Source organism: Curtobacterium sp. VKM Ac-2852, assembly GCF_013205045.1.
GTDB lineage: Bacteria > Actinomycetota > Actinomycetes > Actinomycetales > Microbacteriaceae > Curtobacterium > Curtobacterium flaccumfaciens.
In genome coordinates, this window is record NZ_JABMLI010000002.1 from 74,978 (window position 1) to 99,048 (window position 24,071).

20 protein-coding genes are annotated in these 24,071 nt (G+C 72.0%); 6 read left to right on the top strand and 14 right to left on the bottom strand.

Features of this window, described 5'->3' with window-relative positions; translation table 11 throughout:
- Position 1: 1 nt before the first annotated feature.
- Both HQQ79_RS06785 and HQQ79_RS06790 read right to left on the bottom strand, forming a co-directional pair.
- Entirely contained in the window at positions 2–163 is a 162-nt protein-coding gene (locus HQQ79_RS06785) for a hypothetical protein (protein WP_163343780.1), read from the bottom strand.
- 142 nt (positions 164–305) lie between these two features.
- On the bottom strand, positions 306–1,349 hold the full coding sequence (locus tag HQQ79_RS06790) for an ATP-dependent DNA ligase (RefSeq protein ID WP_173033258.1): 1,044 nt from the start codon (positions 1,347–1,349) through the stop codon (positions 306–308).
- A 199-nt stretch (positions 1,350–1,548) separates the two neighbouring features.
- On the opposite strand from HQQ79_RS06790, the gene HQQ79_RS06795 reads away from it, so the two are divergent.
- Positions 1,549–2,592 (top strand): MBL fold metallo-hydrolase, encoded by a 1,044-nt coding sequence (locus HQQ79_RS06795; protein WP_173033260.1) that lies wholly within the window; start codon positions 1,549–1,551, stop codon positions 2,590–2,592.
- 2 nt (positions 2,593–2,594) lie between these two features.
- Here HQQ79_RS06795 and HQQ79_RS06800 read toward each other — a convergent pair whose 3' ends face one another.
- From HQQ79_RS06800 to HQQ79_RS06825, 6 genes are all read right to left on the bottom strand, one after another.
- A complete protein-coding gene (locus HQQ79_RS06800; RefSeq protein ID WP_027465195.1) occupies positions 2,595–3,227 on the bottom strand; it encodes an FMN-dependent NADH-azoreductase in 633 nt (210 codons plus the stop codon).
- A gap of 124 nt (positions 3,228–3,351) precedes the next feature.
- Entirely contained in the window at positions 3,352–4,965 is a 1,614-nt protein-coding gene (locus HQQ79_RS06805) for a putative Ig domain-containing protein (RefSeq protein WP_173033261.1), read from the bottom strand.
- 209 nt (positions 4,966–5,174) lie between these two features.
- Complete coding sequence (locus tag HQQ79_RS06810; protein WP_173033263.1) at positions 5,175–7,043, bottom strand: putative Ig domain-containing protein; 1,869 nt, start codon at positions 7,041–7,043, stop codon at positions 5,175–5,177.
- Positions 7,044–7,302: 259 nt separating this feature from the next.
- Entirely contained in the window at positions 7,303–8,643 is a 1,341-nt protein-coding gene (locus tag HQQ79_RS06815; RefSeq protein ID WP_173033265.1) for a hypothetical protein, read from the bottom strand.
- Positions 8,644–8,870: 227 nt separating this feature from the next.
- On the bottom strand, positions 8,871–10,487 hold the full coding sequence (locus HQQ79_RS06820) for a hypothetical protein (RefSeq protein WP_173033268.1): 1,617 nt from the start codon (positions 10,485–10,487) through the stop codon (positions 8,871–8,873).
- A gap of 166 nt (positions 10,488–10,653) precedes the next feature.
- Positions 10,654–11,556 (bottom strand): LysR substrate-binding domain-containing protein, encoded by a 903-nt coding sequence (locus tag HQQ79_RS06825; RefSeq protein WP_027465200.1) that lies wholly within the window; start codon positions 11,554–11,556, stop codon positions 10,654–10,656.
- A gap of 105 nt (positions 11,557–11,661) precedes the next feature.
- Here HQQ79_RS06825 and HQQ79_RS06830 point away from each other — a divergent pair, with 105 nt between their 5' ends.
- Both HQQ79_RS06830 and HQQ79_RS06835 read left to right on the top strand, forming a co-directional pair.
- A complete protein-coding gene (locus tag HQQ79_RS06830) occupies positions 11,662–15,141 on the top strand; it encodes a bifunctional proline dehydrogenase/L-glutamate gamma-semialdehyde dehydrogenase (RefSeq protein ID WP_173033270.1) in 3,480 nt (1,159 codons plus the stop codon).
- A gap of 223 nt (positions 15,142–15,364) precedes the next feature.
- Positions 15,365–15,805: a VOC family protein gene (locus HQQ79_RS06835; protein ID WP_027465202.1), complete on the top strand. Its 441-nt coding sequence runs from the start codon at positions 15,365–15,367 to the stop codon at positions 15,803–15,805.
- A 162-nt stretch (positions 15,806–15,967) separates the two neighbouring features.
- On the opposite strand, the gene HQQ79_RS06840 is transcribed toward HQQ79_RS06835, so the two are convergent.
- Positions 15,968–16,411 (bottom strand): thioesterase family protein, encoded by a 444-nt coding sequence (locus HQQ79_RS06840; protein WP_027465203.1) that lies wholly within the window; start codon positions 16,409–16,411, stop codon positions 15,968–15,970.
- On the bottom strand, positions 16,408–17,016 hold the full coding sequence (locus HQQ79_RS06845; RefSeq protein WP_173033272.1) for a QsdR family transcriptional regulator: 609 nt from the start codon (positions 17,014–17,016) through the stop codon (positions 16,408–16,410). The genes HQQ79_RS06840 and HQQ79_RS06845 overlap by 4 nt, the downstream gene beginning before the upstream one ends.
- A gap of 59 nt (positions 17,017–17,075) precedes the next feature.
- On the opposite strand from HQQ79_RS06845, the gene HQQ79_RS06850 reads away from it, so the two are divergent.
- Positions 17,076–18,257, top strand: coding sequence for an acyl-CoA dehydrogenase family protein (locus HQQ79_RS06850; RefSeq protein WP_111055003.1), 1,182 nt, complete (start codon positions 17,076–17,078; stop codon positions 18,255–18,257).
- A 39-nt stretch (positions 18,258–18,296) separates the two neighbouring features.
- Here the strand turns inward: HQQ79_RS06850 and HQQ79_RS06855 are convergent, their stop codons facing one another.
- Both HQQ79_RS06855 and HQQ79_RS06860 read right to left on the bottom strand, forming a co-directional pair.
- Positions 18,297–20,339: an alpha/beta fold hydrolase gene (locus tag HQQ79_RS06855; RefSeq protein ID WP_173033273.1), complete on the bottom strand. Its 2,043-nt coding sequence runs from the start codon at positions 20,337–20,339 to the stop codon at positions 18,297–18,299.
- A complete protein-coding gene (locus tag HQQ79_RS06860; RefSeq protein WP_173033275.1) occupies positions 20,336–21,232 on the bottom strand; it encodes a patatin-like phospholipase family protein in 897 nt (298 codons plus the stop codon). Before HQQ79_RS06860 ends, HQQ79_RS06855 begins: the two co-directional genes overlap by 4 nt.
- 113 nt (positions 21,233–21,345) lie before the next feature.
- Between HQQ79_RS06860 and HQQ79_RS06865 the strand changes: the two genes are divergently transcribed.
- Both HQQ79_RS06865 and HQQ79_RS06870 read left to right on the top strand, forming a co-directional pair.
- The gene (locus HQQ79_RS06865) at positions 21,346–22,155 is read left to right on the top strand and encodes a GAF domain-containing protein (protein ID WP_027465207.1); all 810 of its coding nucleotides are present in this window, start codon (positions 21,346–21,348) and stop codon (positions 22,153–22,155) included.
- Between the two features lie 41 nt (positions 22,156–22,196).
- Entirely contained in the window at positions 22,197–22,382 is a 186-nt protein-coding gene (locus HQQ79_RS06870) for a hypothetical protein (RefSeq protein ID WP_027465208.1), read from the top strand.
- 150 nt (positions 22,383–22,532) lie between these two features.
- Here HQQ79_RS06870 and HQQ79_RS06875 read toward each other — a convergent pair whose 3' ends face one another.
- Both HQQ79_RS06875 and HQQ79_RS06880 read right to left on the bottom strand, forming a co-directional pair.
- Positions 22,533–23,564, bottom strand: coding sequence for an NADPH:quinone reductase (locus HQQ79_RS06875; protein ID WP_173033277.1), 1,032 nt, complete (start codon positions 23,562–23,564; stop codon positions 22,533–22,535).
- Positions 23,565–23,614: 50 nt separating this feature from the next.
- Complete coding sequence (locus HQQ79_RS06880; protein ID WP_071247254.1) at positions 23,615–23,977, bottom strand: helix-turn-helix domain-containing protein; 363 nt, start codon at positions 23,975–23,977, stop codon at positions 23,615–23,617.
- Positions 23,978–24,071 lie beyond the last annotated feature (94 nt).

Consider the following 24,071-nt stretch of genomic DNA (forward strand, 5'->3'; position numbering starts at 1 on the left):
ATCACGAGCCGAGTCCGACCGTGACGAGAGCGAGCGCCGTGGCGGTCACGCCGGCGATGGCGCTGATGACCGCGCTGAGCTGCAGGACGCGCTGGCGCCGTGCCTCTCGGACTTCTGTGAAGGGGCTCCGCCGAGGGTGGCGGACAAGCGTGCTGGTGCTCATGTCGATCCGCTCCGATCAGGGCATCCGGACTGGACGCCTCGTGCTGCTGAGATCATCCTGGCACGGCTTCGCTAGTTCGGCTAACTACTTTTCGCGGAACGTGACAGAACAGCGACAAACGGACACCGCAGTGCGTTCCGCGTCAGGACAGCACCTCGTTCAGGTCGTACGCACTCGGCACCTCGAGCTGCTCGAACCCGCACGACGTCGCGTCACGGTCGGGCCGCCACCGCTCGAACTGCACGGTGTGCCGGAACCGGTCGCCCTCCATCTGGTCGTACCGGACCTCGAGCACCAGCTCCGGCGCCAGCCGGACGAACGACGTGTCGCGACCCGACGAGAACCGCGACCGTTCCCCGTCACCGGTGACGGGCCTCCCGTCCGCATCGCGGAGCACGACGGGCTCGAGCTCGTCGATCAACGCGGCCCGCCGCTTGTCCGAGAAGGCGGAGACGCCGCCGACCTGGCGGAGCTCGCCGTCCGCGTCGTACAGGCCGACCAGCAGCGACCCGACGCCGGAGCCGCTCTTGTGCACGCGGTAGCCGATGGCGACGACGTCGGCGGTGCGGTGGTGCTTGATCTTGAGCATCGAGCGCTTGTTCGGCTCGTACGGCCGCGCGCGGGGCTTCGCGACGACGCCGTCGAGCCCGGCGCCCTCGAAGGTGGTGAGCCACTCGCGCGCCTGCTCGACGTCGAGCGTGGTGCGCGTGACGAAGAGCGGGTCGGTCATCGCGTCACCGAGCTGTTCCAGGCGCTCACGGCGCTCGTCGAAGGGCAGGTCGAGGAGCTCCTGCCCGTCGACGGCCAGCAGGTCGAAGGCCACGAACTGCGCCGGGGTGTCGACGCTGAGCTTGGCGATCCGCGAGGCCGCCGGGTGGATGCGCTGCGACAGCGCCTCCCAGTCGAGGCGCTCGGCACCGGGCTCGCCGGAACGCAGGATCACCTCGCCGTCCAGGACGACCGGGTGGTCGCGGCCGCCGAACTGCGCCCGGAACGCGTCGACGAGCTCGGGGAAGTACCGGGTGAGCGGCTTCGCGCCGCGGCTGCCGATCTCGACGTCGTCGCCGTCGATGGTCACGATGCCGCGGAAGCCGTCCCACTTCGGTTCGTACCGCAGCCCGCCCTTCGTGCTGTCCGGGTCGGGGACGGTGGCTACGGCCTTGGCGAGCATCGGTGCGATCTCCATGCGTCCTGTCTACTCGCGCGCGTCGGCGGGGCTGTCGGCGCGGCCTGCGCCGTCTGCCTGGAGGCCCGTGCTCCGCCCGGCACGTGCGTTCGGTGAGCAGAAATGGTCGGGTCCACGGCCCGCACCCGACCATTTCTGCTCACCATGCGTCGGGAGCAGGGCCGTCGCGGGCCAGACACGCGTCGGTAGGGTGGCCGGCGTGACGACCGTGCCCCCGCCGGCAGCGCCGGCCCCGGAACCGATCAGCCCCGTGCAGGCCGCCGCGCTCCGCGACGGCGTCCTGCCACCCGTCGAGCAGGTTCGGCCGGGCATCTGGACCCTCGCGGTGCCGTTCCGGTTCGGGGTGCCCGATGCGACCCTCGTGTACGTCGTCGAGGGGTCGGACGGCTCGCTCGCGGTGATCGACCCCGGGTGGTCGGCCGACGGCGGACTCGCCGAGCTGCGGGACGGGCTCGCCGTGATCGGACGCACCCTGGACGACGTGTCGCTCGTGGCCGTCACACACCTGCACGCCGACCACCTGGGTGCCGCGGCGGCCATCCGCCGGGCGACGGGGGCCCGGGTGGCGATGCACGGCCTCGAGGTCAGCGCGCTCGAACGGGAGCGGATCGACGCCGAGCGGAACGACGCGGACATCGCGACGTGGGGGCTGCCCGAGCACCTGCGGGCCGGGGTCGTCGAGGCATGGGGCAGCGGACGCCGGATCGGGATGGGCCGGATCGAGGCGCCGTACGCGGACGTGCTGCTCGAGGACGGCGACCTGCTGCCGATCCCTGGTCGGACGATCCGGACGCTCTGGACCCCGGGCCACACGACCGGGCACGTGTGCTTCCTCGACGAGGCCGACGGGCTGCTGTTCTCCGGCGACCACGTGCTGCCGCGGATCAACTCCGGTATCGGGCTCGGCGGCCGGACCGGCACGAACCCGCTCGGGGACTACTTGGCGTCGCTCGAGCGGCTCGACCCGTACGCCGAGCTCGAGGTCTGTCCGGGGCACGAGTACCGGTTCCGTGACGTCGTCACCCGCGCCGAGACCCTGGCCCGGCACCGGGAGGAGCGCTCGCGTCACGTCGCCGCGGCCCTCGATGCGCTGGACCGTCCGACGCTGTTCGAGGTCGCGGCCCGGGTGCCCTTCAGCGGCGGGATCGAGTCGATGACCGGGTTCCTGCTCGCGAGCGCGCTGACGCAGACGGCCTTCCACGCGGAGCTGCTCGGGCGGGCCGGCGAGATCCGGCCCGCCTGACCTCAGCCGAGAGTGGTCGCGAGGCGCTCGATCGTCGTCTTCGCGTCGGCGAACTCCGCGGCGGCGTGGTCGGCCAGCGGTGCGAGGTCCGGCAGCCGGTCGGCCAGGGTCGCGCTGACGGTGATCGGGTAGAGCTTCATGCCGAGCGCGGTGCCGAGCACGATGTGCAGGACGGGGGAGCCGTGGTCCCAGCCCTCCGTCGGGGTGCCGGCGTCGTAGGTCGCGCCGCGGCTCACCACGGTGACGACGGGTCGTCCGGCCAGGGGCTGCACGCCGCCGGTCAGGATGCCGGGGACGTGGATGCGGTCGATCCAGGCCTTCAGGGTCGACGGCACGGTGTAGTTGTACAGCGGCGCACCCACCACGACGACGTCGGCGGCGAGGAGCTCGTCGATGACCTGCTGGCGCAGGGCCTCGGCCTCGGGCGCCACGGTCTCCTCGGCGGTGCGGTCGGCGGCGGCCCAGTGCAGCGCCGAGCTCTCCAGGTGGGGGAGCTGGTCGACGTGCAGGTCCCGCCGGACGACCGTGTACTCCGGGCCGCGGGCGCGCCAGGCGTCGGCGAAGGCCGCGGTCAGTGCGCGCGAGCGGGAGTGGGTGAGGTCGGCCGAGGAGTCGATGTGCAGCAGCGTGGGCATGGTGCCCACGCTACCGACGGTGGGACGGAAACGGCCCCGCCGCCCCGTGCGGGGACAGGCGGGGCCGAGCCGGGCCTCCCGTCCGTCACGCGGGCACGCGACGGACGGGAGACGACGGGGACCGTCAGCGCTGAGCGCGGCGACGGCGCAGGGTGCGGGCGCCGATCAGACCGGCACCGGCGACGAGCAGGCCGAGCGCCCAGGGGAGGGCACCCGTCGCATCGGTTCCGGTGTAGGCGAGCCGGCCGGAGCCGGTGTGGTGCGTGGCGACCGCCGCGGGGACGATCGGCTTGATGACGGCGGCCGGGGCGATCGTCGGCTGCACGTCCACCGCGAAGACCGTGCTCGGCACCGCGGCACCGGAGACGGTCAGGGTGTGCGTCGAGGCGTGCGGGAACGTGACGGACACGAGCCCGACATCGGCCATGTCGGAGTACGGCCCGATGACGTCGGTCGCGACGTCCGAGGTGACGGTCGGGGTGAAGAACGTCGGCTCACCCGTCTCCTCGTCGAACTCCGGGAAGAGCTCGTTGCCGAAGCGGTCCACCTGCGTGCCCGAGACCAGGAGCGTGCCGCCCTGCTCGACGGTCACCTTGCCACCCTTGACGGGCTCGTCGTCGGTGAGCAGGTCGCCCTGGTAGACGTCGCCGTTCGGCTTGATGATCCACGCGGTGGTCGACGTGCCGTCGAGGAGCGCGTCCTCGGTGAGCGTGATGACCTCGATGCCCACGGGGGCACCGGCCTGCACGTCGATGTCGACGAACTGCTGGTTCGAGACGGGGCCGCTCGGGCTCGTCGACGTCGCCGTGATCATGACCTGGTAGTACTGGTCGGCGTCGGTCAGGGTGCCGGAGAGCACGCCGGTCTCCGCGTCGAAGGAGATCCCCTTCGGCAGGGTGGACTGCTCGTTGCCGTCGTCGTCGAACGACGATGCCGACAGCTCCGGCGCCGGGGTGCTCAGCGCCCGGAAGGTCTGCGAGAAGGCCTCGCCGGCGGTCGCCTCGATGGACGTGTCGCCGTCCTCGTCGGAGAGCGGCTGGCCGTCCTCGTCCACGAAGACGGGGGCCACTGCGGTCTCGGTGGTCGCCGTGGCGGTCTCGCCCGCGACCGAGCCCTCGAGCGTGACCGTGATCTCCTGGCCGGCGTCGGCGGTCGTGATCGTGTAGGTGGCGCTCTCGGACAGGACGGCCCCGGTCGGGGAGGTCCAGACGTACGAGATCTTGCTGCCCTTGGTGAACCCGGACTGTCGTGCGACGAGGTCCGAGCCGACGTACAGGTCGCCGGTGATGGTGACCGACTGCTCCGCGGCGGCTGCGGCGGCCGGGGTGGTCGCGGTGGCGGTGGGCTCCGTGGGCGTGGTCGCGGCCGGGGCGGCGGGGGTGCCGGCCGGAGCCGTCGAGCCGGTGCCGGGGGTGCCGGCGTCGGTCGGCTCGGTGTCCGGGCCGGTCACGCCGGTGTCGTCGCCCGCGGGGGCGTCGTCACCGGTGGTGTCGCCGGCGGGCGGCGTGCTGCCGTCCGCCTCGGAGCCGGTCGCGGGCGTGCCCGTGCCGTCCGTGGCGGTGTCGCTCGGCGTGGTGCCGTCGGTGGCGGCCGTCGCAGGAGCGCTGACGGCCGGGTTCGACTCGGCAGCGGTCGCTGCGGTCGCGGTCATGACGCCCAGACCGGTCGTGAGACCGATCAGCGCGACGGTGGTGCCGACGGCGCAGGCGCGTCGGACGGTGGAGGTGCTGCGGCGCACTTCGTCCCCCAGGGTTTGAGTCCGGTCGGGTGCCGGAACGTAAGAGTTCGCCGAGAATCCTCGGCATGATCGGATCGTAGGGGTTATCCGCGCACGTGCGCGACGGGCTTGATCGGAATGTGACCCGGGTTGGGGGTTCCCGCACGATTCACGAACGGGAGGCGCGGTGCGGACCCGCACCGCGCCTCCCGTCCGCATCGGATCGCGTGTCAGGCGCGTCGACGGCGCAGACGGTGCACCAGCAGGCCACCGCCGGCGGCGAGCAGGCCGAGCGCCCACGCCAGGGGACCGGACTCGTCGGCACCGGTGTAGGCGAGCGTGCCGGACGCCGGACGGGTCGTCGAGGACCCGGCGGCATCGGCGTTCGCTCGGACATCGACCCGGAACGAGGTCGTGACCCCTCCGTTGGAGACGGTCAGCGTGTGGATCGACGCGTGCGGGAAGTCGACCTGGTTGGACTCCGCCTCGGCGACCCAGGTGATCCGGTCAGTGGCCACGTCGCTCGTCACGACGGGGTGCGGGCTGCCCGGGGTCGTCGTGCGGTTGCCGTTGGCATCGACGGCGACGGCCTTCACGAACAGCGGGATGCCCTGGTCCGCCGGCACGCTGTCGACCGACTTCGTCTGCACCGAACCCGCAGCGTCGATCGTGTACTCGGTGACCGATCCGTCGGGTGCGACCTCCCACTCCGGGCCCTCAGCGCCGTGGTAGACCGACGCCAGGACTCCGACCGGGGCGCCGGGCTCGACCGTCAGGGTGACGTGCGCCGTCGCGGTCTCGGAACCACTGCGTGCGATCACCTCGAAGTCGTACTGCGTCGCGGGGCGCGGCGTGCCGGACAGGACGCCCGTGGCGGGGTCGATCGAGAACTCGGAGCGGAAGAAGTCCCCGTCACCGATGACGTCGCCGCCGTCAGAGCCGGCGAGCGAGTACTCGACCGGGCCGGTCGCGCCCTGCACCGAGAAGCGGTGGCTGAACGGCGTGCCCGACGTCGCGGTCAGGTCGAGCGGGGCATCGGAGGAGGACTTCTCCGTGAACGTGAGCGGGGTGTCGGCGATGTCCACCGGGATCGACAGCGAGAGCCCCTCGGAGCGCAGGGTGAGCTGTCGCGGACCGGTGCCGTCGAAGGTCGCCTTCCAGGTGTTGGATTCGTCGTCGTAGCGAAGGACATCGTCGGGGTCGTCACTGGTCAGGGTCGACTCTGACGGCATCTCCGTGCCGTTGAGCGGGGTCCCGATCCGGTCGGTGACGACGGCGCTGACCCAGAGCGACCCACCGCGTCCGACCGGCACCGCGTCGATCAGACCGCCGCCGCCGATCGGGGCGATGCCGCCGTCCGGGCCGCCCGCGACGGACCAGGAGGGATTGCGCCCCTCGGCGTTCGAGTACACCTGGGCGCCGATGTGCGCGGCCGCGCCCGGCTGGATCTCGACCCGGACGTACTGGGTCGCGCTCTGGTACTGGTCGGTGGCGGCGACGTCGATGTCGAACGAGTCCGCCGGGTTGGTGAGGGTTCCGCTGAGGACGCCCGTCTTCTCGTCCCAGTGCAGACCGGGCGGCGTGGTGTGCGGGTTGAATAGGTACTCGAGTGGGCGGTCGCCGCCGTTCGCGACGAACGTGTGCGAGAACGGTTCGCCGGCCGTCGCGTGCAGGACGATCCGGTCCTCGGGGCTCGACGACTCGGACCAGGTGACCGGAACCGAGGCCGCCGTGGTCGACTCCGTTCCGGCCGGTGCCGCGGGAGCCGGTGTCGGCGTGGGCGTGTGCGTGGGGATCGGGTCGACCGGCACTGCGGGATCCGGGCTCGGCGTCGGAGCCGGGTCCGCTGCCGGCGTGCCGGGGACGGCGGCCCCGTCCGGAGCGTCGGGAGCGGGGGAGGCGACCGGCGCTGCCGGGTCGGTCGTGCCCCCTGGCTGTGCCGTCGGTGTCACCTCGGTGGTGCTGGACGTGGCGGTGTCGGCGGTGTCGGCGACGGCGGCGGTGGCGCCGATGCCGAACGCGGACGACGCGGCGACGATCGCGACGGCTGCGCCGACCGCGGCGCTGCGTCGGAACGTGGATGTGCAGGACTGCTTCACGGGGATCCCCCTCGGATACCAGGTCGGGACGCCGGATCAGCGTCCTCTACTCAGGGAATGTCCCGTGGGGAGCAGACCTGACGATCCTTCGGTCACGGATTGGTCACGACCTGCGCCGGGACCGGCGCGACCGCAAGACGGACGGGAGGCTCCCCACGGGACACTACCCGGCAGCCGCTGGCGCGTCTGCCGGGTACCGGCCGGCGGGGGCCCAGGTGCCAGCTGGCACCGGGCCTCCCGTCCGTTCGTCGGTCGCGTCTCAGGCGCGACGACGACGCAGGCGGAGGACCAGCAGGCCGCCGCCGGCGGCGAGCAGGCCCAGGGCCCACGCCAACGGCGTGGTCTCGTCGGCGCCGGTGTAGGCGAGCGTGCCGCCGGTGCCGCTCGTCGTGGTCGCGACCGCGGCCGTGGCGACGGGACGGACGGCGACGACGAACGTGGTCGAGGCACCGCCCTGGGTGATGGTGAGACGGTGGTCCGAGGCGTGCGGGAACGTCACCTTCGAGGCGTCGCCCCGGGGATCGGTGACGACCCGGTCCGACGCCACCGAGCTCGTCACCGTCGCGCCGAACCCGGTGCTCACGGAAGCCGGCGCGGTCGGGTTGCCGAACCGGTCGACGGCGAGGCCGGACACCACCAGCGAGCCGCCCTGCTGGACGGGGATCGACGCGACGGTGCCGAGGGGCTCGCCCCCGCCGGAGAAGGCGCTGACGACGCCACCGGGTGCGACTGACCAGACCGTTGCGCCGGGTGTGCCGGTGTCGACGATCGCGCGGACCCCGATGGGTGCGGCCGGCAGGACGGTCAGGCGCACGTACTCCGTGGCGGTCGCGGTGCCACGGAGGGCGACGACCTCGAAGTCGTACGTGCCTGCGGTGGTGACGGTGCTGGTGAGCACCCCGGTCTCGACGTTGACGGTCAGGTCGGACGAGGGTGCGTCCTGGATCGCGTACGCCAGCGACCCCGTGCCGCCCGTGGTGCGGAACGTGTGCGTGAAGGTCGCGCCGGCGGTGGCGGTGAGGGCGAGCGGCTTCGCCTTCGTCGACGGCTCGGTGAAGACGACCGGCGACGGCGAGACGGTCAGGCGGACGTACTCGGTCACCTGTGTCGAGCCGCTGAGGGCCACGACCTCGAAGTCGAACGTGCCGGCGGTCGTCGGCGTGCCGCTCAGCACGCCGGTCTCGACGTTCACCGTGTAGTCCGCCGACGGGGCGTCCTGGATGGCGTACGCGACGGTGCCGTTGCCGCCCGTGGTGGTGAACGTGTGGCTGAACGGCGTGCCGACCGTCGCGGTGAGGGCGATCGGGGCCGCCTGGGTCGACGGCTCGGTGAACGCGAGGTCGCTGCCGTCACCCGGTGCTGCCGCCGGGGTGGCGCCGTCCGTGGCCTTCGCGGCGGGGCCGGCGCCGGGCGTCGGGCTGGCGCTCGACGTCTTGGCGGCCGTGGAGGTCGCCGTGGTGCTCGTCGGTGTCGTCGTCCCCGTCGGTGTCGCCGCCGTCGCGGGCGCGCCGACGCCGATGACCGAGCCGATGGCGGTCGCCGCCACGACGATGCCGATCGCCGCCGCGCGGCGGACGGGCGGCTTGGTGGACTGGTGCATGGTTCCCCCTCGGGAGTCTGATGGCGAGCACACGGTGCCCGCGCGCTCCTCGGTGCTCACGTTACGGTTCGCGGACCCGTTCCGACCCCGACCGGAGATCACGGTTTCATCTCGGTACTACCGCCTCTCATCTGGGGTTTTTCACAGAATTGCGCAAAGACGGACCGGAGGCGCGGGGCGGTCCTGCCCCGCGCCTCCGGTCCGTCAGGCGGTCGCTGTGACGTGCCTCAGCCGAGTCGGCGACGCAGGCGCCAGACGAGCAGGCCGGCGCCCGATGCCAGGAGGCCGAGGGTCCACGCGAGCGGGCCGGACTCGTCGGCGCCGGTGTACGCGAGCGTGCCCGACGCGGTCGGCGTGTGGGCGGTACTGACGGTGGTCGTCGTCGCCGTCGGCTGCACCTCGAAGCGGATGGTGCTCGTCACGTCCCCGGACGCCACGGTGATCGTGTGCGGCGACGCGTGCTCGAAGGTCACCCACGTGGCAACAGCCTCGGGGTCGTACTCGATGTGGTCACTGGCCACGTCGCTCGTGAAGGTGAGGTCGGTGTGGTCGCCGACCGGCTGCCCCTCGGCGTCCACGGCCAGGGCGCGGATCTGCACCCGGTCACCCTGTCGGGCCGGGATCGCGTCGACCTGCTGCGGGTCGCCGTCCGCCGGGTAGTAGGTGATCACGTCGCCCTCGACGCCCCACCGGTCGCCGGACGTCCCGTCCGCCGGGAGCACCCCGATGGTGATGCCGGCGACGGCAGCGGGGGCCTCGGAGACGCGGACCGTGAACGAGGTCGAGACGCCGCCCTCGGACACCGTCAGCGTGCGGGTACCCGGCTCCGAGAACGTCACCGTGTTCGCCGACCAGTTCGGGTCCCAGACCACGCCGTCGGACGCGGTGGTGCTCGTGACGGTCGAGCGCGGGTACTCGTCGCCCGGGGTGGTGCGGTTGCCCAGCGCATCGACGGCCAGGCCCGCGAGGGTCATCGAGGAGCCGACGGTGGCGGGGACCTCCGACACCACGGTCTCACCGGTGCCACCCGGCGCGTACTCCCGGATCGTCCCGTCGGCGTCGACCTGCCAGCTGACGTCGGAGTCCGAGCTGTCGACGCCGAACGTGACACCCACCGGGGCGCCGGGTTCGATGTCGACCTGGACGTACTGCACGGCGCTCTGGTGCAGGTCGGTCGCGGTGACCGCGAACAGTGCGGGCCCGTCGAAGGTGCTCTTCGGGGTGGCGCTCAGGACGCCGGTCTGCTCGTTCCAGGACCAGCCGTTGACGTCGTTGTTCGGGTAGAAGTTCAGCGGGTTGAACAGGTACTCCAGTGGGCCGTCACCGCCCTGGGCGGTGAAGGTGTGCGAGAACGGCTGACCGGCGGTCGCGGTGAGGACGATCGGCGAGTCCTCGGTCGACGGCTCCGCCCAGGTGACGGGCGTCGATGCCTCGGGGGCGGGCTGTTCGGCGGCGGGGGTCGTCGGCGCGGTGCTCGCGGCGGGCGGCGTGGTCGTGGCCGGGGTGGTGTCCGGCGTCGCCGTCTCGTCGGTCGGTGCCGGTGCCGGTGCCGGTGCAGGTGCGGGCGCCGGTGCCGGGTCGGCGGTCTCGCCGTCCGGTGCGGCCTGCGCCGTGTCGGGAGCGGTGTCGGTGCCGGTGTCGGCCGCCGAGGTGTCGGTCGCGGCGTTCGCGGCGGTCGTGCCCTGCGGAGCCGACGTCGCGGTGGTGCTCGGTGCAGCGGTCTCGTCGGTCGCTGCGGAGGCGGCGCTCGCCCCGATGCCGAACGCCGACGAAGCGGTGACGATCGCGATCGCCGCTCCGATCGCCGCGCTGCGGCGGAAGGTGTACTTGCAGGACTGGTTCACGGGATCCCCCTCGGATGCCTGGGTGGGACGCCGGATCAGCGTCCTCTACTCAGGGAATGTCGCCCGCTGACCAGTCCTGACGATCGCTCGATCACGGAACGATCACGATGGCACGGAGGTCCGCAGCCGTCGTGCCGGACCCGAGCCGCGCCTCCAGACCGCCCTGTCACGCTCCGACGACGGACGCGGCACGTTCGAGCGCGGAGCGGAGTGCGCGCACGGCTGGCGACGATGCGCCAGCGGCGCGGACCACCGTGAAGATCGTCCGCCGCGGCCGCTCGGGCAGCTCGAGCAGCCGGCAGGTCGTCGTCCGACCGGTCCACATCAGGTCGGGCATCAGGCTGACGGCGTTGCCCGACTCGACCAGGCGGATCTGCGTCTGCAGGTCGGCGGTCTCGTACCGGACGTCGGGCTCGAAACCCCAGCGCCGGCAGACCTGCTCGGCGAAGTGCCGCGACGCGGTCCCGCGGGGCTCCATCACCCAGGGCATGGTGCGGGCGTCCTCGAGTGACGACACCGGGCGCAGCGCCGTGTCGCGCGGGGGCAGGGCGAGCCGGACCGCGTCCGTCGTCAGGTCGGACCGGTCGAGCCCGGGCAGGTGCGGAGCGGCATGGGCGGGGTACTGCTCGGCGATGACCATGTCGAAGTCGCGAGCCCACGTCTCGTTCAGCGCGGTCTCCGGTTCGCGCTGCACCATCTCGACCCGGACGTCGGGGTGTTCCGTGGCCATTTCGTGCAGGGCGCTCGGCATCAGGGCGAGGGCCGCCGACTGGAACACGGCGACCCGCACCCGGCCCTGCACGGACGACAGGGTCTCCTCCACCTGGGACTGCGCGTGCTCGAGGACGTCGAGCACCTGGCCCGCCGCGGCCACCAGCACCTCGGCCTGCGGGGTGAGCTGGAGTCGTCGACCGGCCTTGCGGAGGAGCTGCACGCCGGCCTCCCGCTCCAGGGCACTCAGCTGCTGCGAGACCGCCGACGGAGTGAAGTTCACCGCCTCGGCGACGGCCGCGATCGTGCCGCGGATGGACAGCTCACGGAGGAGCACGAGACGGCGGACGTCGAGCATGGTCCGACGCTAGCCGGGTCACGACCGGAACGGTAGCGCAACTGAACGGTATCCATCAGGAACGCTCACTTCCGCTACCGCATCCCGGACCTCCACACTGAACCCATGACGACGCTGCACGAGGACTCCGCCATCGACCACGACGCCCTGGCGGACCAGTCCGTCGCGCTCGTCCGTCAGTGGCTCGCCGAGGCCGAGTCGTACCCGGTCGACGGCTCCGCGAAGCAGCTCGCCGGCGTGCTCGCCGACCCCGCCGGACTCGACTTCGCCGTCGGGTTCGTCGACGGGGTCGTGCGACCGGAAGACCTCGCCGTCGCCGCCCGCAAACTCCGGCAGATCGCCCCGGACGCCCCCGGGTTCCTGCCGGCCGCGCTCCGCGGACTCGTCCGGCTCGGCGGCGGCATGGCCCCGGTGCTGCCGAACGTCGTCGTCCCCATCGCCCGACGGGTCCTCCGCAACATGGTCGGCCACCTCATCGTCGACGCCACCGACTCCAAGCTCGGCCCGGCCATCGCCGGCATCAAGCGCGACGGCGTCCGCCTCAACGTCAACCTGCTCGGCGAGGCCGTGCTGGGCGAGCGCGAAGCCGCCCGACGACTGGAGGGCACGCACAAGCTCCTGGCCCGCGACGACGTCGACTACGTCTCCATCAAGGTCTCCTCGACGGTGCACCCGCACTCGCCGTGGGCGTTCGACCACGCGGTGGACGACATCGTCGAGCAGCTCCGACCGCTCTTCCAGCGCGCCGCAGCCGCCAGCCCGGCCAAGTTCATCAACCTCGACATGGAGGAGTACAAGGACCTCGACCTCACCATCGCGGTCTTCACGAAGCTCCTCGACGAGCCGGAGTTCCTCGGCCTCGAAGCCGGCATCGTGCTGCAGGCGTACCTGCCCGACGCGCTCGCCGCGATGCAGGAGCTGCAGGAGTGGTCCGCCGCCCGCCGCGCTCGTGGTGGCGCGGGCATCAAGGTCCGTCTGGTCAAGGGCGCGAACCTGCCGATGGAGCAGGTCGAGGCCTCGGTGCACGGCTGGCCGCTCGCCACCTGGCACACCAAGCAGGACTCGGACACCAACTACAAGCGCGTGCTCGACTGGGCGCTCACCCCATCGCGCGTCGAGAACGTCCGCGTCGGTGTCGCGGGGCACAACCTGTTCGACGTCGCGCACGCCTGGCTGCTCGCCGGCGAACGCGGCGTGCGGGACGGCATCGAGTTCGAGATGCTGCTCGGCATGGCGCAGGGGCAGGCGTCGGCTGTGAAGAACACCGTCGGTTCGCTCCTGCTCTACACGCCGGTCGTCCACCCGGGCGAGTTCGACGTCGCGATCGCCTACCTGATCCGCCGTCTGGAGGAGGGCGCGTCGCAGGACAACTTCATGTCCGCGGTCTTCTCGCTGGTGTCCTCGCCGCCGCTGTTCGCCCGCGAAGAGGAGCGCTTCCGCGCGTCCCTGGTGCCGCTCGCGACGCCCGAGGGGCTCGCAGCACCGGCATCACACCGGGTCGCCGACCGCTACGCCGCCGTCGGCCGCCCCGGCCCCGGTCACTTCGAGAACACCCCGGACAGCGACCCCTCGGTCGGCGCCGTCCGCGCCTGGGGTGACGCCATCACCGCACGCGTCGCGTCGTCGACGCTCGGCGTCCGTGCCGTCCAGGAGGCCCGGGTCGACTCCGCCACGGCGCTCGACACCGCGCTCGGTCGCGCCAAGGCCGCGGGTGCGGTCTGGGGGACCTGGTCCGGTGGTGCACGTGGCGCCGTGCTGCACGCCGTCGGTGACGCGCTCGAGGCGAACCGCGCCGCCCTCGTCGAGGTCATGGCGTCCGAGACCGGCAAGACCATCGACCAGGCCGACCCCGAGGTGTCCGAGGCGATCGACTTCGCGCACTTCTACGGCACCCTGGCGTCCTCGCTCGACGACGTCGACGGTGCGACCTTCACGCCCGCGGCGCTGACCCTGGTCGCGCCGCCGTGGAACTTCCCGGTCGCGATCCCCGCCGGATCGACCCTCGCTGCGCTGGCGGCCGGGTCTGCGGTCGTGCTGAAGCCCGCGCCGCCCGCCGAACGCTCCGGGGCCGTGCTCGCCTCGATCATCGAGACCGCGCTCGACGCCCACGGGGCCCCGGCCGACGTGCTCGCGTTCCTGCAGGTGTCGGAGAACGACCTCGGGCAGCAGCTGATCGCGTCGCCGATGGTCGACCAGGTCATCCTCACCGGTGCCTACGAGACGGCCGAGCTGTTCCGCTCGTTCCGCCCTGACCTGCCGCTGCTCGCCGAGACCTCGGGCAAGAACGCCGTGATCGTCACGCCGTCGTCCGACCTCGACCTCGCCGTGAAGGACGTCGTCGCGTCCGCGTTCGGGCACGCCGGCCAGAAGTGCTCGGCCGCGTCCCTCGTCGTCATGGTCGGCTCGGTCGCCAAGTCGAAGCGCTTCCGCAACCAGCTGCTCGACGCGGTGTCCTCGCTCACCGTGGGGTACCCGACCGACGCCGCTACCCAGATGGGCCCGGTCATCGAGCCGGCCTCGGGCAAGCTGCTCGACGGGCTGACGAAGCTCGGCGCGGGGGAGTCCTGGGCCGTCGAGCCGAAGCAGCTCGACGAGACCGGCAGGCTCTGGAGCCCGGGTGTCCGACAGGGCGTGCGGCGTGGTTCGGAGTTCCACCGCACCGAGTACTTCGGCCCGATCCTCGGCATGATGACCGCGGACTCCCTCGACGAGGCGATCGACATCGTGAACGAGGTCGACTACGGCCTGACCTCGGGCCTGCACTCGCTCGACCCGGCCGAGATCGGCACGTGGCTGTCGCGGATCCAGGCGGGAAACCTCTACGTCAACCGCGGCATCACGGGCGCCATCGTCCGGCGTCAGCCGTTCGGCGGGTGGAAGAAGTCGGCCGTGGGCGCCGGCACGAAGGCCGGTGGGCTGAACTACCTGCTCGGGCTCGGTTCGTGGACGCCGGCACCGGCGGCCGCTGCGTCCGGTGTCGCCGTGTCGGGTCCGGTCTCGGCGTTCGTCCGGGCGGCCGAGGTGTCCTCGCCGGTGCTGGACCGTTCGCTGGCGTCCGACGAGCAGGCGTGGTCGACGCTGTTCGGCACCGCGACCGACGTCTCGGCGCTCTCCGCCGAGCGGAACATCGCCCGGTACCTGCCGTTCCCGTCGGTGCAGGTGCGGCTGGCTCCTGCCGACTCGGACACGGACCCCGACGCCTCGGTGGTCGAGCTCGTCCGCGTCGTCGCCGCTGCGCTCCGTGCCGGCACGACGATCGAGGTCTCCACGGCCGCGACGCTGCCGTCGTCCGTCGCCGCGGCGATCCGTTCGCTGCCGATCGTCCGCTCCCTGTCGCAGACGGTGTCCGACGAGGCCTTCGCCAGCTCGGTCGCCTCAGGGCCGTCGACCCGGGTGCGGCTCATCGGTGGGGACACCTCGGCGCTGTACTCGGCCGTCGGTGGTCGTCCGGACGTCGCGGTGTACGGCGGCCCGGTGACCGAGGCCGGGCGGCTCGAGATCCTGCCGTTCGTCCGCGAGCAGGCGGTGTCCATCACGGCGCACCGCTTCGGCACGCCGAACCACCTGACCGACGACCTGATCTGACCCCGGACTGCGGCGCTGGCGTTCGGGTCCAGCGCCGCTTGCACAACCGAGGTGCCCCCGAACCGCGCGATCGCGTGGTTCGGGGGCACTTCGGTTGTGCGGCGTGCGGAACGTCGTGTGCGGTGCTGTCCGGTCGCCGCACGTCCTCGGGTGCTTCGGAGGGACCAAGCGTTGCCTCGGGTGCGCGTCGCAACCTCGGCGCGCAACCCTGAGGAGCTCCACCATGACCGAGCCGTTCGCACGCCCGACCGCCCTGGCCCACGTCCGTGTCACCGTGACCGACATCCACCGGAGCAAGGCCTTCTACCAGCTGCTGCTCGGCACGGATCCGGCGATCGACTTCAGTGACCAGGTCGACGAGCCGGGTGTCCGCGAGGATCGCGAGCGTTTCTACGGCGGATCGGTGTTCCGGCTCGGTGACCAGGTGTTCGGGCTCCGTCCGGTCGCTCCCGCAGGGCAGACGTTCGATCCGGACACCGTCGGCCTCGACCACGTGAGCTTCGTCGTGGGTTCGGTCGACGAGCTGCACGAGGCGGCCGCCCGACTCGATGCCGCGGGTGTCGAGCACGGCGAGGTCACCGACCTGGGCGACGCCGGCATGGTGATCCTGTCCGTGCAGGATCCCGACGACATCAACCTCGAGCTCGCAGCCCTCAAGTCCTGAGCAGTCCGCGCCGCCCTCGGCCGGAACCCGGTGCCGATCCGATCGGTGCAACCAAAGTGCTCCCGAACCACGCGATTGCGCGGTTCGGGAGCACTTTGGTTGTGCGCGGGGCTCCGGGCGGGACGTGCGCCGGGTCGGGCGGGACGTGCGCCGCGCGGCTGGTCAGTCGGCGACGGCCGGCTGCTGCGCGACCATCGAGCCGGTCACGAGCTCGCGGAGTTCGGCGGGCAGCGGGATCGGTCGGCGGGCGCCCTCGCGGTCGATGATGACGTGCACGAACTCACCCGTGGCGAGCAGGGCGCCGTCGGACTGGCGGAACAGGCCGAACTCCCACGACAGACTCGTGGTGCCGAGGTGCTTCGAGCGCATCCCGACCTCGATGACGTCCGGCCAGACGGCGGACTCGACGAACCGGCAGCTCGACGAGACCAGCACGGCGATCCACTCCGACGAGAACGGGTCGAGCCCGGCGACCTCGCGGAACCAGTACGTCGACGCGTTGTCCATCGCCGAGTAGTAGATCGTGTTGTTGACGTGCCCGAACATGTCGTTGTCGTTCCACCTGGTGGGGTAGGTCCGGCGGAACGGGTACTCGTCGATGGTCATCGGTCTCCGATCGGTGGTGCGGGTGTGGCGTGCACCAGGTCGGGCCGAAGGACGTACTCGAACGCCGCACGTGCCCGGGCGGGATCAGGGGTCTCACCGGAGATGAACTCGGCGTAGGTGAACGACTCGGAGATCCGGACGAGCAGCCGTGCGAGCTCCTCAGCCGACAACGGTGCCGGATCGAACGTACCGGACGACTCCTGCTGCTCGATGAGTGCGGTCACCCGGGCGACGAACCGGCTCTGCACGTCGCTGTCCGAGGTGGTGAGCAGACGCATCGCCCGAGCGGGTTCGCGGGTCAGGAACGCCCGGAAGTACGGGGCGTCGATCAGGTCGGCGGTGAACCGGTCGAGCACGACGACGAGCCGGGCAGCTCCGGTCGCCCCGATCTCGTCGGCGGCTTGGGTCGCCCCGTCGAGGGTCGGGACTGCGAGGGACCACAGGATCTCGGACAGCAACCGGTCACGGTTGCCGACCCAGCGGAACAGCGACGTGCGGTCGACGCCGAGTGCGGCAGCCAACGCCCCCATGTCGATCCGTGAGCCGGCGATGAAGGTGTGACGGGCCTCCCGGAAGGCGCGCAGCGCTGAATCCGATGTGTACACGCGATCCTCTCTTGCAACGTTTTCGAGAATGATGCATCGTGGATCCCATGTCAACGACGATGCCCGCGACGCCCCTGCTCGAATCGGACTTCTACGGCTTCCAGCAGCAGCTCACCGAGCAGGAGCGCGCGTCGCTCGGGCAGCTCCGGCAGTACCTCGAGCGCGAGGTCGCGCCCATCGCCGACGCGTACTGGGCGCGCGCCGAGTTCCCGATGCAGGTGATCGCGCCGCTGGCAGAGCTCGGCATGTACGGGCCGGGCGTCCCGCTCGTGCGGCAGTTCGAGAACTCGGCCGTGTACCGCGGGTGGGCGGCCCTCGAACTCGGACGCGTGGACGCGAGCGTCGCCACCTTCATCGGCGTGCAGTCCGGCCTGGCGATGAACTCGATCGCGGTCGCCGGCAGCGACGAACAGCAGCGCGAGTGGCTGCCCCGGATGGCCACGGGCGAGATCGTCGGGGCGTTCGGGCTCACCGAGCCGTACTCGGGCAGCGACTCGGCGAAGGGCCTGCGCACCACCGCCCGGCGCGAGGGCGACGAGTGGGTGCTCGACGGCGAGAAGCGCTGGATCGGCAACGCCACCTTCGCCGACGTCGTCGTGATCTGGGCGAAGGACGTCGCCGACGGTCAGGTCAAGGGCTTCCTCGTCACCACCGACACCGCGGGCTTCACCGCGACCAAGATCGAGGACAAGATCGCCCTGCGCGGGGTGCAGAACGCCGACATCGTCATGCAGGACGTCCGGGTGCCCGAGTCGCGTCGGCTGCAGAACGCGACGTCGTTCCGCTCGACCGCCGAGGTGCTCCGACTGACCCGCACCGAGGTCGCCTGGCAGGCCGTCGGCATCGCGGTCGGAGCATACGAGGCCGCGCTGGCCTACGCCCGCGAGCGGATCCAGTTCGGCAAGCCGATCGCCGCGCACCAGCTCGTGCAGGACCTGCTCGTCAAGTCGCTGTCGAACATCACGGCCTCGATCGCACTGTGCACGCAGGCGTCGGCCATGCAGGACGCCGGGGTCGGTGGTGACGAGCACTCGGCGATGGCCAAGGCGTTCGCCACCGCGAAGATGCGGGAGACCGTCGCCTGGTGCCGCGAGGTGCAGGGCGGCAACGGCATCGTGCTCGACAAGGGTGTGGCCCGGTTCTTCGCCGATGCCGAGGCGATCTACTCGTACGAGGGCACGCGCGAGGTCAACACCCTGATCGTCGGGCGGGCGATCACCGGGCAGGCCGCGTTCGTCTAGCGGCCCGCCCGGCTCGCGCCCGCTCGCCGGGCGCGAGCGCTACCCGAGCAGGGCTGGCCGCTCCCACTCCTGGTCGAGCACGTGCTGCCCGAGGAACGCGAACACCGTCTCGTACCAGACCACGGCGTGCTGCGGAGCGAGGACCCAGTGGTTCTCGTCCGGGAAGTACAGGAACCGGTGCGGCATCGAGCCGTCCGGTGCCGCGTGGTGCTCCGCGAGTTCGGACCAGAGCCGCAGCCCCTCGCCGATCGGCACCCGGTAGTCCTTGTCGCCGTGGATCACGAGCATCGGCGACGTGATCTCGGCCACGAACCGGTGCGGGTCGTTCGCCGCGATCCCGTCGGCGTCGAAGATCGACGACCAGTACTGCGACGAGTCCGTCGTGCCGTTGAACTGGTCGAGCGCCCACAGGCTCGCGTGGGTGACGATCGCGCGGAACCGGTCGGTGTGCCCGGCGACCCAGTTCGCCATGTACCCGCCGAACGACCCGCCCATCGCTGCGGTCCGGGTCGCGTCGATGTCCGCCCGCGCCTCGACCACGTCGGTGATCGCCATCAGGTCGGTGTACGGCGCCTGCCCCCAGTCGTTCCAGCCGCGGTTCACGAAGTCGAGTCCGTAACCGGTCGAGAGCGCTGGGTCCGGCAGCAGCACGGCGTAGCCCCGGGCTGCGAGCAGCATCGGGTTCCAACGCCAGGACCACTGGTTCCACGAGTTGAGCGGTCCGCCGTGGATCCACAGGACCAGCGGGTGCGGCCCGTCGCCCTCGGGCACGACGAGCCAGCCGCGCACGCGGGCGCCGTCGGCTGCGGTCGTCTCGACCTCTTCCAGGTGGGCGGGCACGTCCGGCAGGGACGCCGGCGTCCCCAACGGGGTCACCGTGCCGTCCGTCGCGATCCGCACCGGGTGCAGCGGGGCCGCCCAGGAGGCCCGGAGCGCCACGACCACGCCCGTCGCCGCCGCCACGCGCAGGCTCGAGTACGCCCAGTCGTCGTGCGTCAGCTGCTCGACGGCTCCGCCGTCGAGGGGGATGCGGAAGACCGGCGCGCGGCCGTCCTGGTCGGCGACCGCCAGGAGCGCGCGGTCACCATGTTCGAACACGAGCTCGCTCGGCCAGCGGTCCCAGTCGGTCGCGACGCGGCGGGCGTCGGAGCCGTCGATGCCGGCGACCCAGACCTCCTGCTGGTTCGCGCCGGCCGGGGTGGAGCGGACGGTGCGGACCCAGGCGATCGTCCGGCCGTCGTGGCTCAGCGCCGGCATCTCGTCGTCGACGTCGACGTCGTCGAACAGCACCGTGCGGTGGCCGCTGGACAGGTCGATGGTGACGAGCGTCGAGCGGTCTCCACGGGCCTCCCGGACGCCCACGGATGCCAGCAGCACCGAGCCGTCGGGTGTGAGTGCCCCGCTGACGTGGTCGAGCGAGCGGCCGGGGGCCGGTGTGCGGTCGACGGGCCGGACGGGTTCGGCGCCGGCGCCGGCGCCGTCGATGCCGACCGTGTCGAGGGTCAGGACGTGCGTCTGTGCCGGGCCGAGGTCGTGGTCCCAGTACCGGACCGGGTAGGTCTCGTGCAGGATCGCGCGGACGTGCTTGTCCTTCCGGGTCTTCCGGAGCTCCGCGTCGGCTTCGAGCACGGTCGCCGGGTCGGAGCCGGCCCCCGGCAGCAGGTCGGCGGTCAGCGCGACGAGGTCCGACGATGCCGCGGTGGCCAGGACGCCACCGACGCCCCCGGCCAGGCGGGTGAGCGGACGGGCCTCGCCGCCGGCCGCGGGCAGCACCCAGAGCTGGGCGGCCTCGAGGTCGGTGGCGTCGGCGTCGGGCCGGGCGGAGACGAAGAGCAGGTCGCCGGTGCGGGTGAAGGCGATGCCGCCCTCGCCCTTGGCGGAGCGTGTCAGGCGGACCGGGCGCGCGGCGGTGTCGGGGGTCGGCGTCGCGGGCACCTGCCAGATCGATCGGCGGTACCCGGTGGCGTCCGGGTCGAGCGCACTGACCGTCAGCGCGACGCGGGTGCCGTCGGGGCTGATGTCGATGCCGTCGACGCGGGGGAGCGCGATGTACTGGTCGAGGTCGGAGAACGGGGTGCTCATGCGTGCACGCTCGCCAGGTCCTCGGCCCAGAAGGCGGCGACCTGCTCGGCGACCGCGGTGCCCTGGGCGTGACCGGCCTCGGCCGACGGCGCCTGTGTGGCGAGCGAGAGCGAGTTCGTGCCGAAGGCCTGCTGGGACGCGCTGTCCGCCACGACGACCTCGACCGACGAACCGCCGGCGCGCAGCGCCTCGACGGCGACGTCGAGCCATGGCCCGCACGGTGACGGGCCCTCGGGGCCGCAGGCGATGACGAGCACCCGCTCGTACCCGGCGGCGGCGTCGGCGTTGGTGCCCGAGCGGACGCCACCGTCGACGTACGGGCGGTCGTCGATGGCAACCGGTGTCCAGACGAAGGGCACCGAGCAGCTGGCCGCGACCGCACGGGGAAGCGGCACACCGTCGGCCGCCGTCAGCAGGCGGAAGGTGCCGTCGGTGGCGTCGACCGCGGTGACGGCGAGCGGCTTCTCCGGCCACTCGGTGGACGGGAGCGTCTCGCCGAAGGTCGCCGTGCGCTCGTCGTCGCTCTGCCCGCCGACGACCTGCTGGGCGGCCTGGCCGAGTCGAGCGCGGGCGTCCTGCTCGCCGGTCGCACCCTGCAGCGCTGCGCCGATGTGCTGCTGCACGGCTTCGACGTCGATGGGCGCCGGCTCTTCGTAGGTGGTGGGCGCAGGGGTGTGCTGCTGGTCGTAGGCCTGCTGGACGGCACCGTTCCGGACGAACGCGCCGACGACGCTGCCGGCGCTGGTGCCGACCACGAGGTCGGCGGCGTCGAGGTCGACCCCGGCTTCCTGCAGGGCGACGAGGACACCGACTTCCCACGCGATGCCGGCGACACCTCCGCCACCGAGGACGAGGGCTCTGGATCCGGGAACGGGCGTGCTGACGTCGGTCATGGGTCCTGCTTACCAGCTGCGTGCGACGGGCCGGTGGAGGCCGATGGATCCTGTGGAGAACCCGCCTGTGGACAACTCCGTCCGCGTCGGTGGCGTGACCTAGCGTCGTGGTCATGGGGAACCAGCGTTCAGGACGGGTCGGCACGGTCGTGTGGCCGATCGTGGTGGCTGCTGCGCCCACCGCGGCGTTCCAGCTGCCGAACCTGTTCGTCACGCCGGCGGTCCGACTGTCGCTCGTCGCGTTCGGTCTCGTCGTGCTCGTCGGTGCCGTGACCGTGCAGGTGGTCCGGACCCGGCGCAGCGACGCCGCACGGTCCGTGGCCGAGGACAACGCCACCGCGGCCGAGCTCGAGCAGTCGACGGCGGTCCGGTACGCGTTCGGCCAGATCGCCACCCGGCTCGTCCGGTTCACCGAGCTGCCCCGGTCCGATCGCCACGGCGAACTCTCGGTCGTCGCCGACCGCGTCGCCGTGGCCCTGGCGTTCTACCTGCTGCCGAAGGTGCCCGACGTCCGCGCCAACGTGTACCAGCTGTCCACCGATCTGCGGGCGCTCGAGCCGATCGGTCACGGTGGCGCCGGCGACACCGCCGGGGTCTTCCGAGCGGGCACGCCCTACGGCGACCGCAACCTCGAGTGGGTGCTGGTCGGGGGATCACCCCGGATCGTCGGTGACCGCTCGGCCGACGTGGACGTCGACCAGGACCAGCCGGGCTTCGAACCGCGGTACACCTCGTACGTCTCGGTGGTGATCCGGTCCGACCAGTACTCGTTCGGCATGCTCACCGTCGACTCCCCGGTCCCCGACGCCTTCACCGAACTCGACGCCAAGAACATCGCGATGATGGCGTCGTTCATGGCCGTCGCGTTCTCGCTGACCTACTCGTTCCCCGAGCGCGACCGCAATCCAAGGAAAGGCCCGTGATGCTCACACGCTCTGTCGGACGCTCGACGTACGATGCCCCCATGACGACCGTGAACCCTGCTCCGCCGTCGTTCGGGCGTGCCCGGATCTCTTCGCCGAACTGGAACGACACCACCACCGACGCCGACTACGAAGACCTCGACGTCATCGCCGCCAACATCGAACGCGAGCGCGTTGCAGCCCGGCTCCGGGTCACCGCAGCCATCGCCGCGCGTCTGGGTCGCTGACCCCTCCCGCATCGTCCACGACGAACGGCTCCCACGCATGCGTGGGAGCCGTTCGTCGTGGACGAGCCCGAGCCGGAGCCCGAGCCCGAGCCCGAGCCCGAGCCGGAGCCGGAGCCGGAGCCGGAGCCGGAGCCCGAGCCGGTGTCGCGGCTACCGCCCCTCGGTCACGTCGATGAGCACCTTGCCGACCGTGTCCTGCTCGACGGCGTCGTGCGCCTGCGCGGTCTGCTCGAGCGCGAACCGGGTGAGCGGGAGACCGACGTCCTCGCCGACCGGAAGCACACCGTCGTGCAGCGCCTCGGTGAGGTCCTCGGCCGCCGCGGACAGCGCCTCGTCGCCGATCGTGTAGAGCAGCAGGAACTGGTAGCGGGCGTTCACGCTCATGTTCGGGCGGATCGGCAGGCTCGCCTCGTCACCGCCGTTGTTCGCGTAGATCGACACGACGCCGTGGTTCGCCAGCACGTCGGCGACCAGCGCGGCGTTCTGCGGGATCGACACCTCGACGACGATGTCGACACCCTCCGGCGCGATCGACCGGATGCGCTCGGCGGCGTCCTCCTCGCGGTAGTTCACGACGTGGTGGGCACCGGCCGCAGTCGCCAGTGCTGCCTTCGCGTCCGAGCTGATCGTCGTGATGACGGTCGCGCCGGCCCAGCGGGCGAGCTGGATCGCGGCGTGCCCCACGGCACCGGCACCGCCGGCGACGAGCACGGTGAAGCCGTCCAGGGCGCCGGGGCCCAGGCGCGCGGGGCCGTCCTCGTGGGTGGTGAGCGCTCGGTGCGCCGTCATGGCGGGGACGCCGAGCGAGGCGCCGACGTCGAACGAGACGCCGTCGGGGAGCGGGACCACGCGCGACTCGGGCACGACCGTGTACTCCTGCGCGGTGCCGGTCGGACGCGACGCGGCCGCCATGAACAGCCAGACACGGTCGCCGACGGCCAGTCCGTCGACTCCGGCACCGACGGCGTCGACGACACCTGCGCCGTCCTGGTTCGGCGTGATCTCGGGGAACGGCAGCCCGTCGCCGTAGGTCCCGCCGGCGCGGGCCTTCCAGTCGGTCGGGTTGACGCCGGAGGTGACGACGCGGACGCGGACCTCACCGGCTCCGGGCTCCGGGATCTCCCGCTCGACGAGTTCGAGAACGCTGCTGGCACCGGGCTTCGTGTAGACGATCGATCGCATGTCCCCAGGCAACCACTCGTCGCCGTCGGGGATTCCGAGTGCGCCGGTGCTCAGCGCGCGTCGTACCCCTCGCGCGCCTCGGCGACGTCGGGCATGTGCGAGGTGGCCCAGTCCTCCAGCGGCACGAGCACCGTGCGCAGCGACCGGCCGAGCTCGGTCAGTTCGTACTCCACGTGCGGCGGGATCTCGGGGAACACCGTCCGCGTCACCATGCCGTCGCGTTCGAGGGCCCGCAGCGTCTGGGTGAGCATCTTCTGCGAGACCCCCTGCACCCGGGCCGCCACCGCCGAGTACCGTGCGGGACCGTCGGCGAGGGCGCCGATCGTCAGCACGCTCCACCGGTCGCCGATGCGGTCGAGCAGCTGCCGACTGGGGCAGTCCGCCGCGTAGGGGCTGTACTCGAGTGCTGACATGGTGTCCTCCGCAACGCACCGCCAGGTGCCTACTTACTCAAAGAGAGTAACTCTTGTACGGTGACTGTCAACGTCACTGACGCCCAGCACGTCC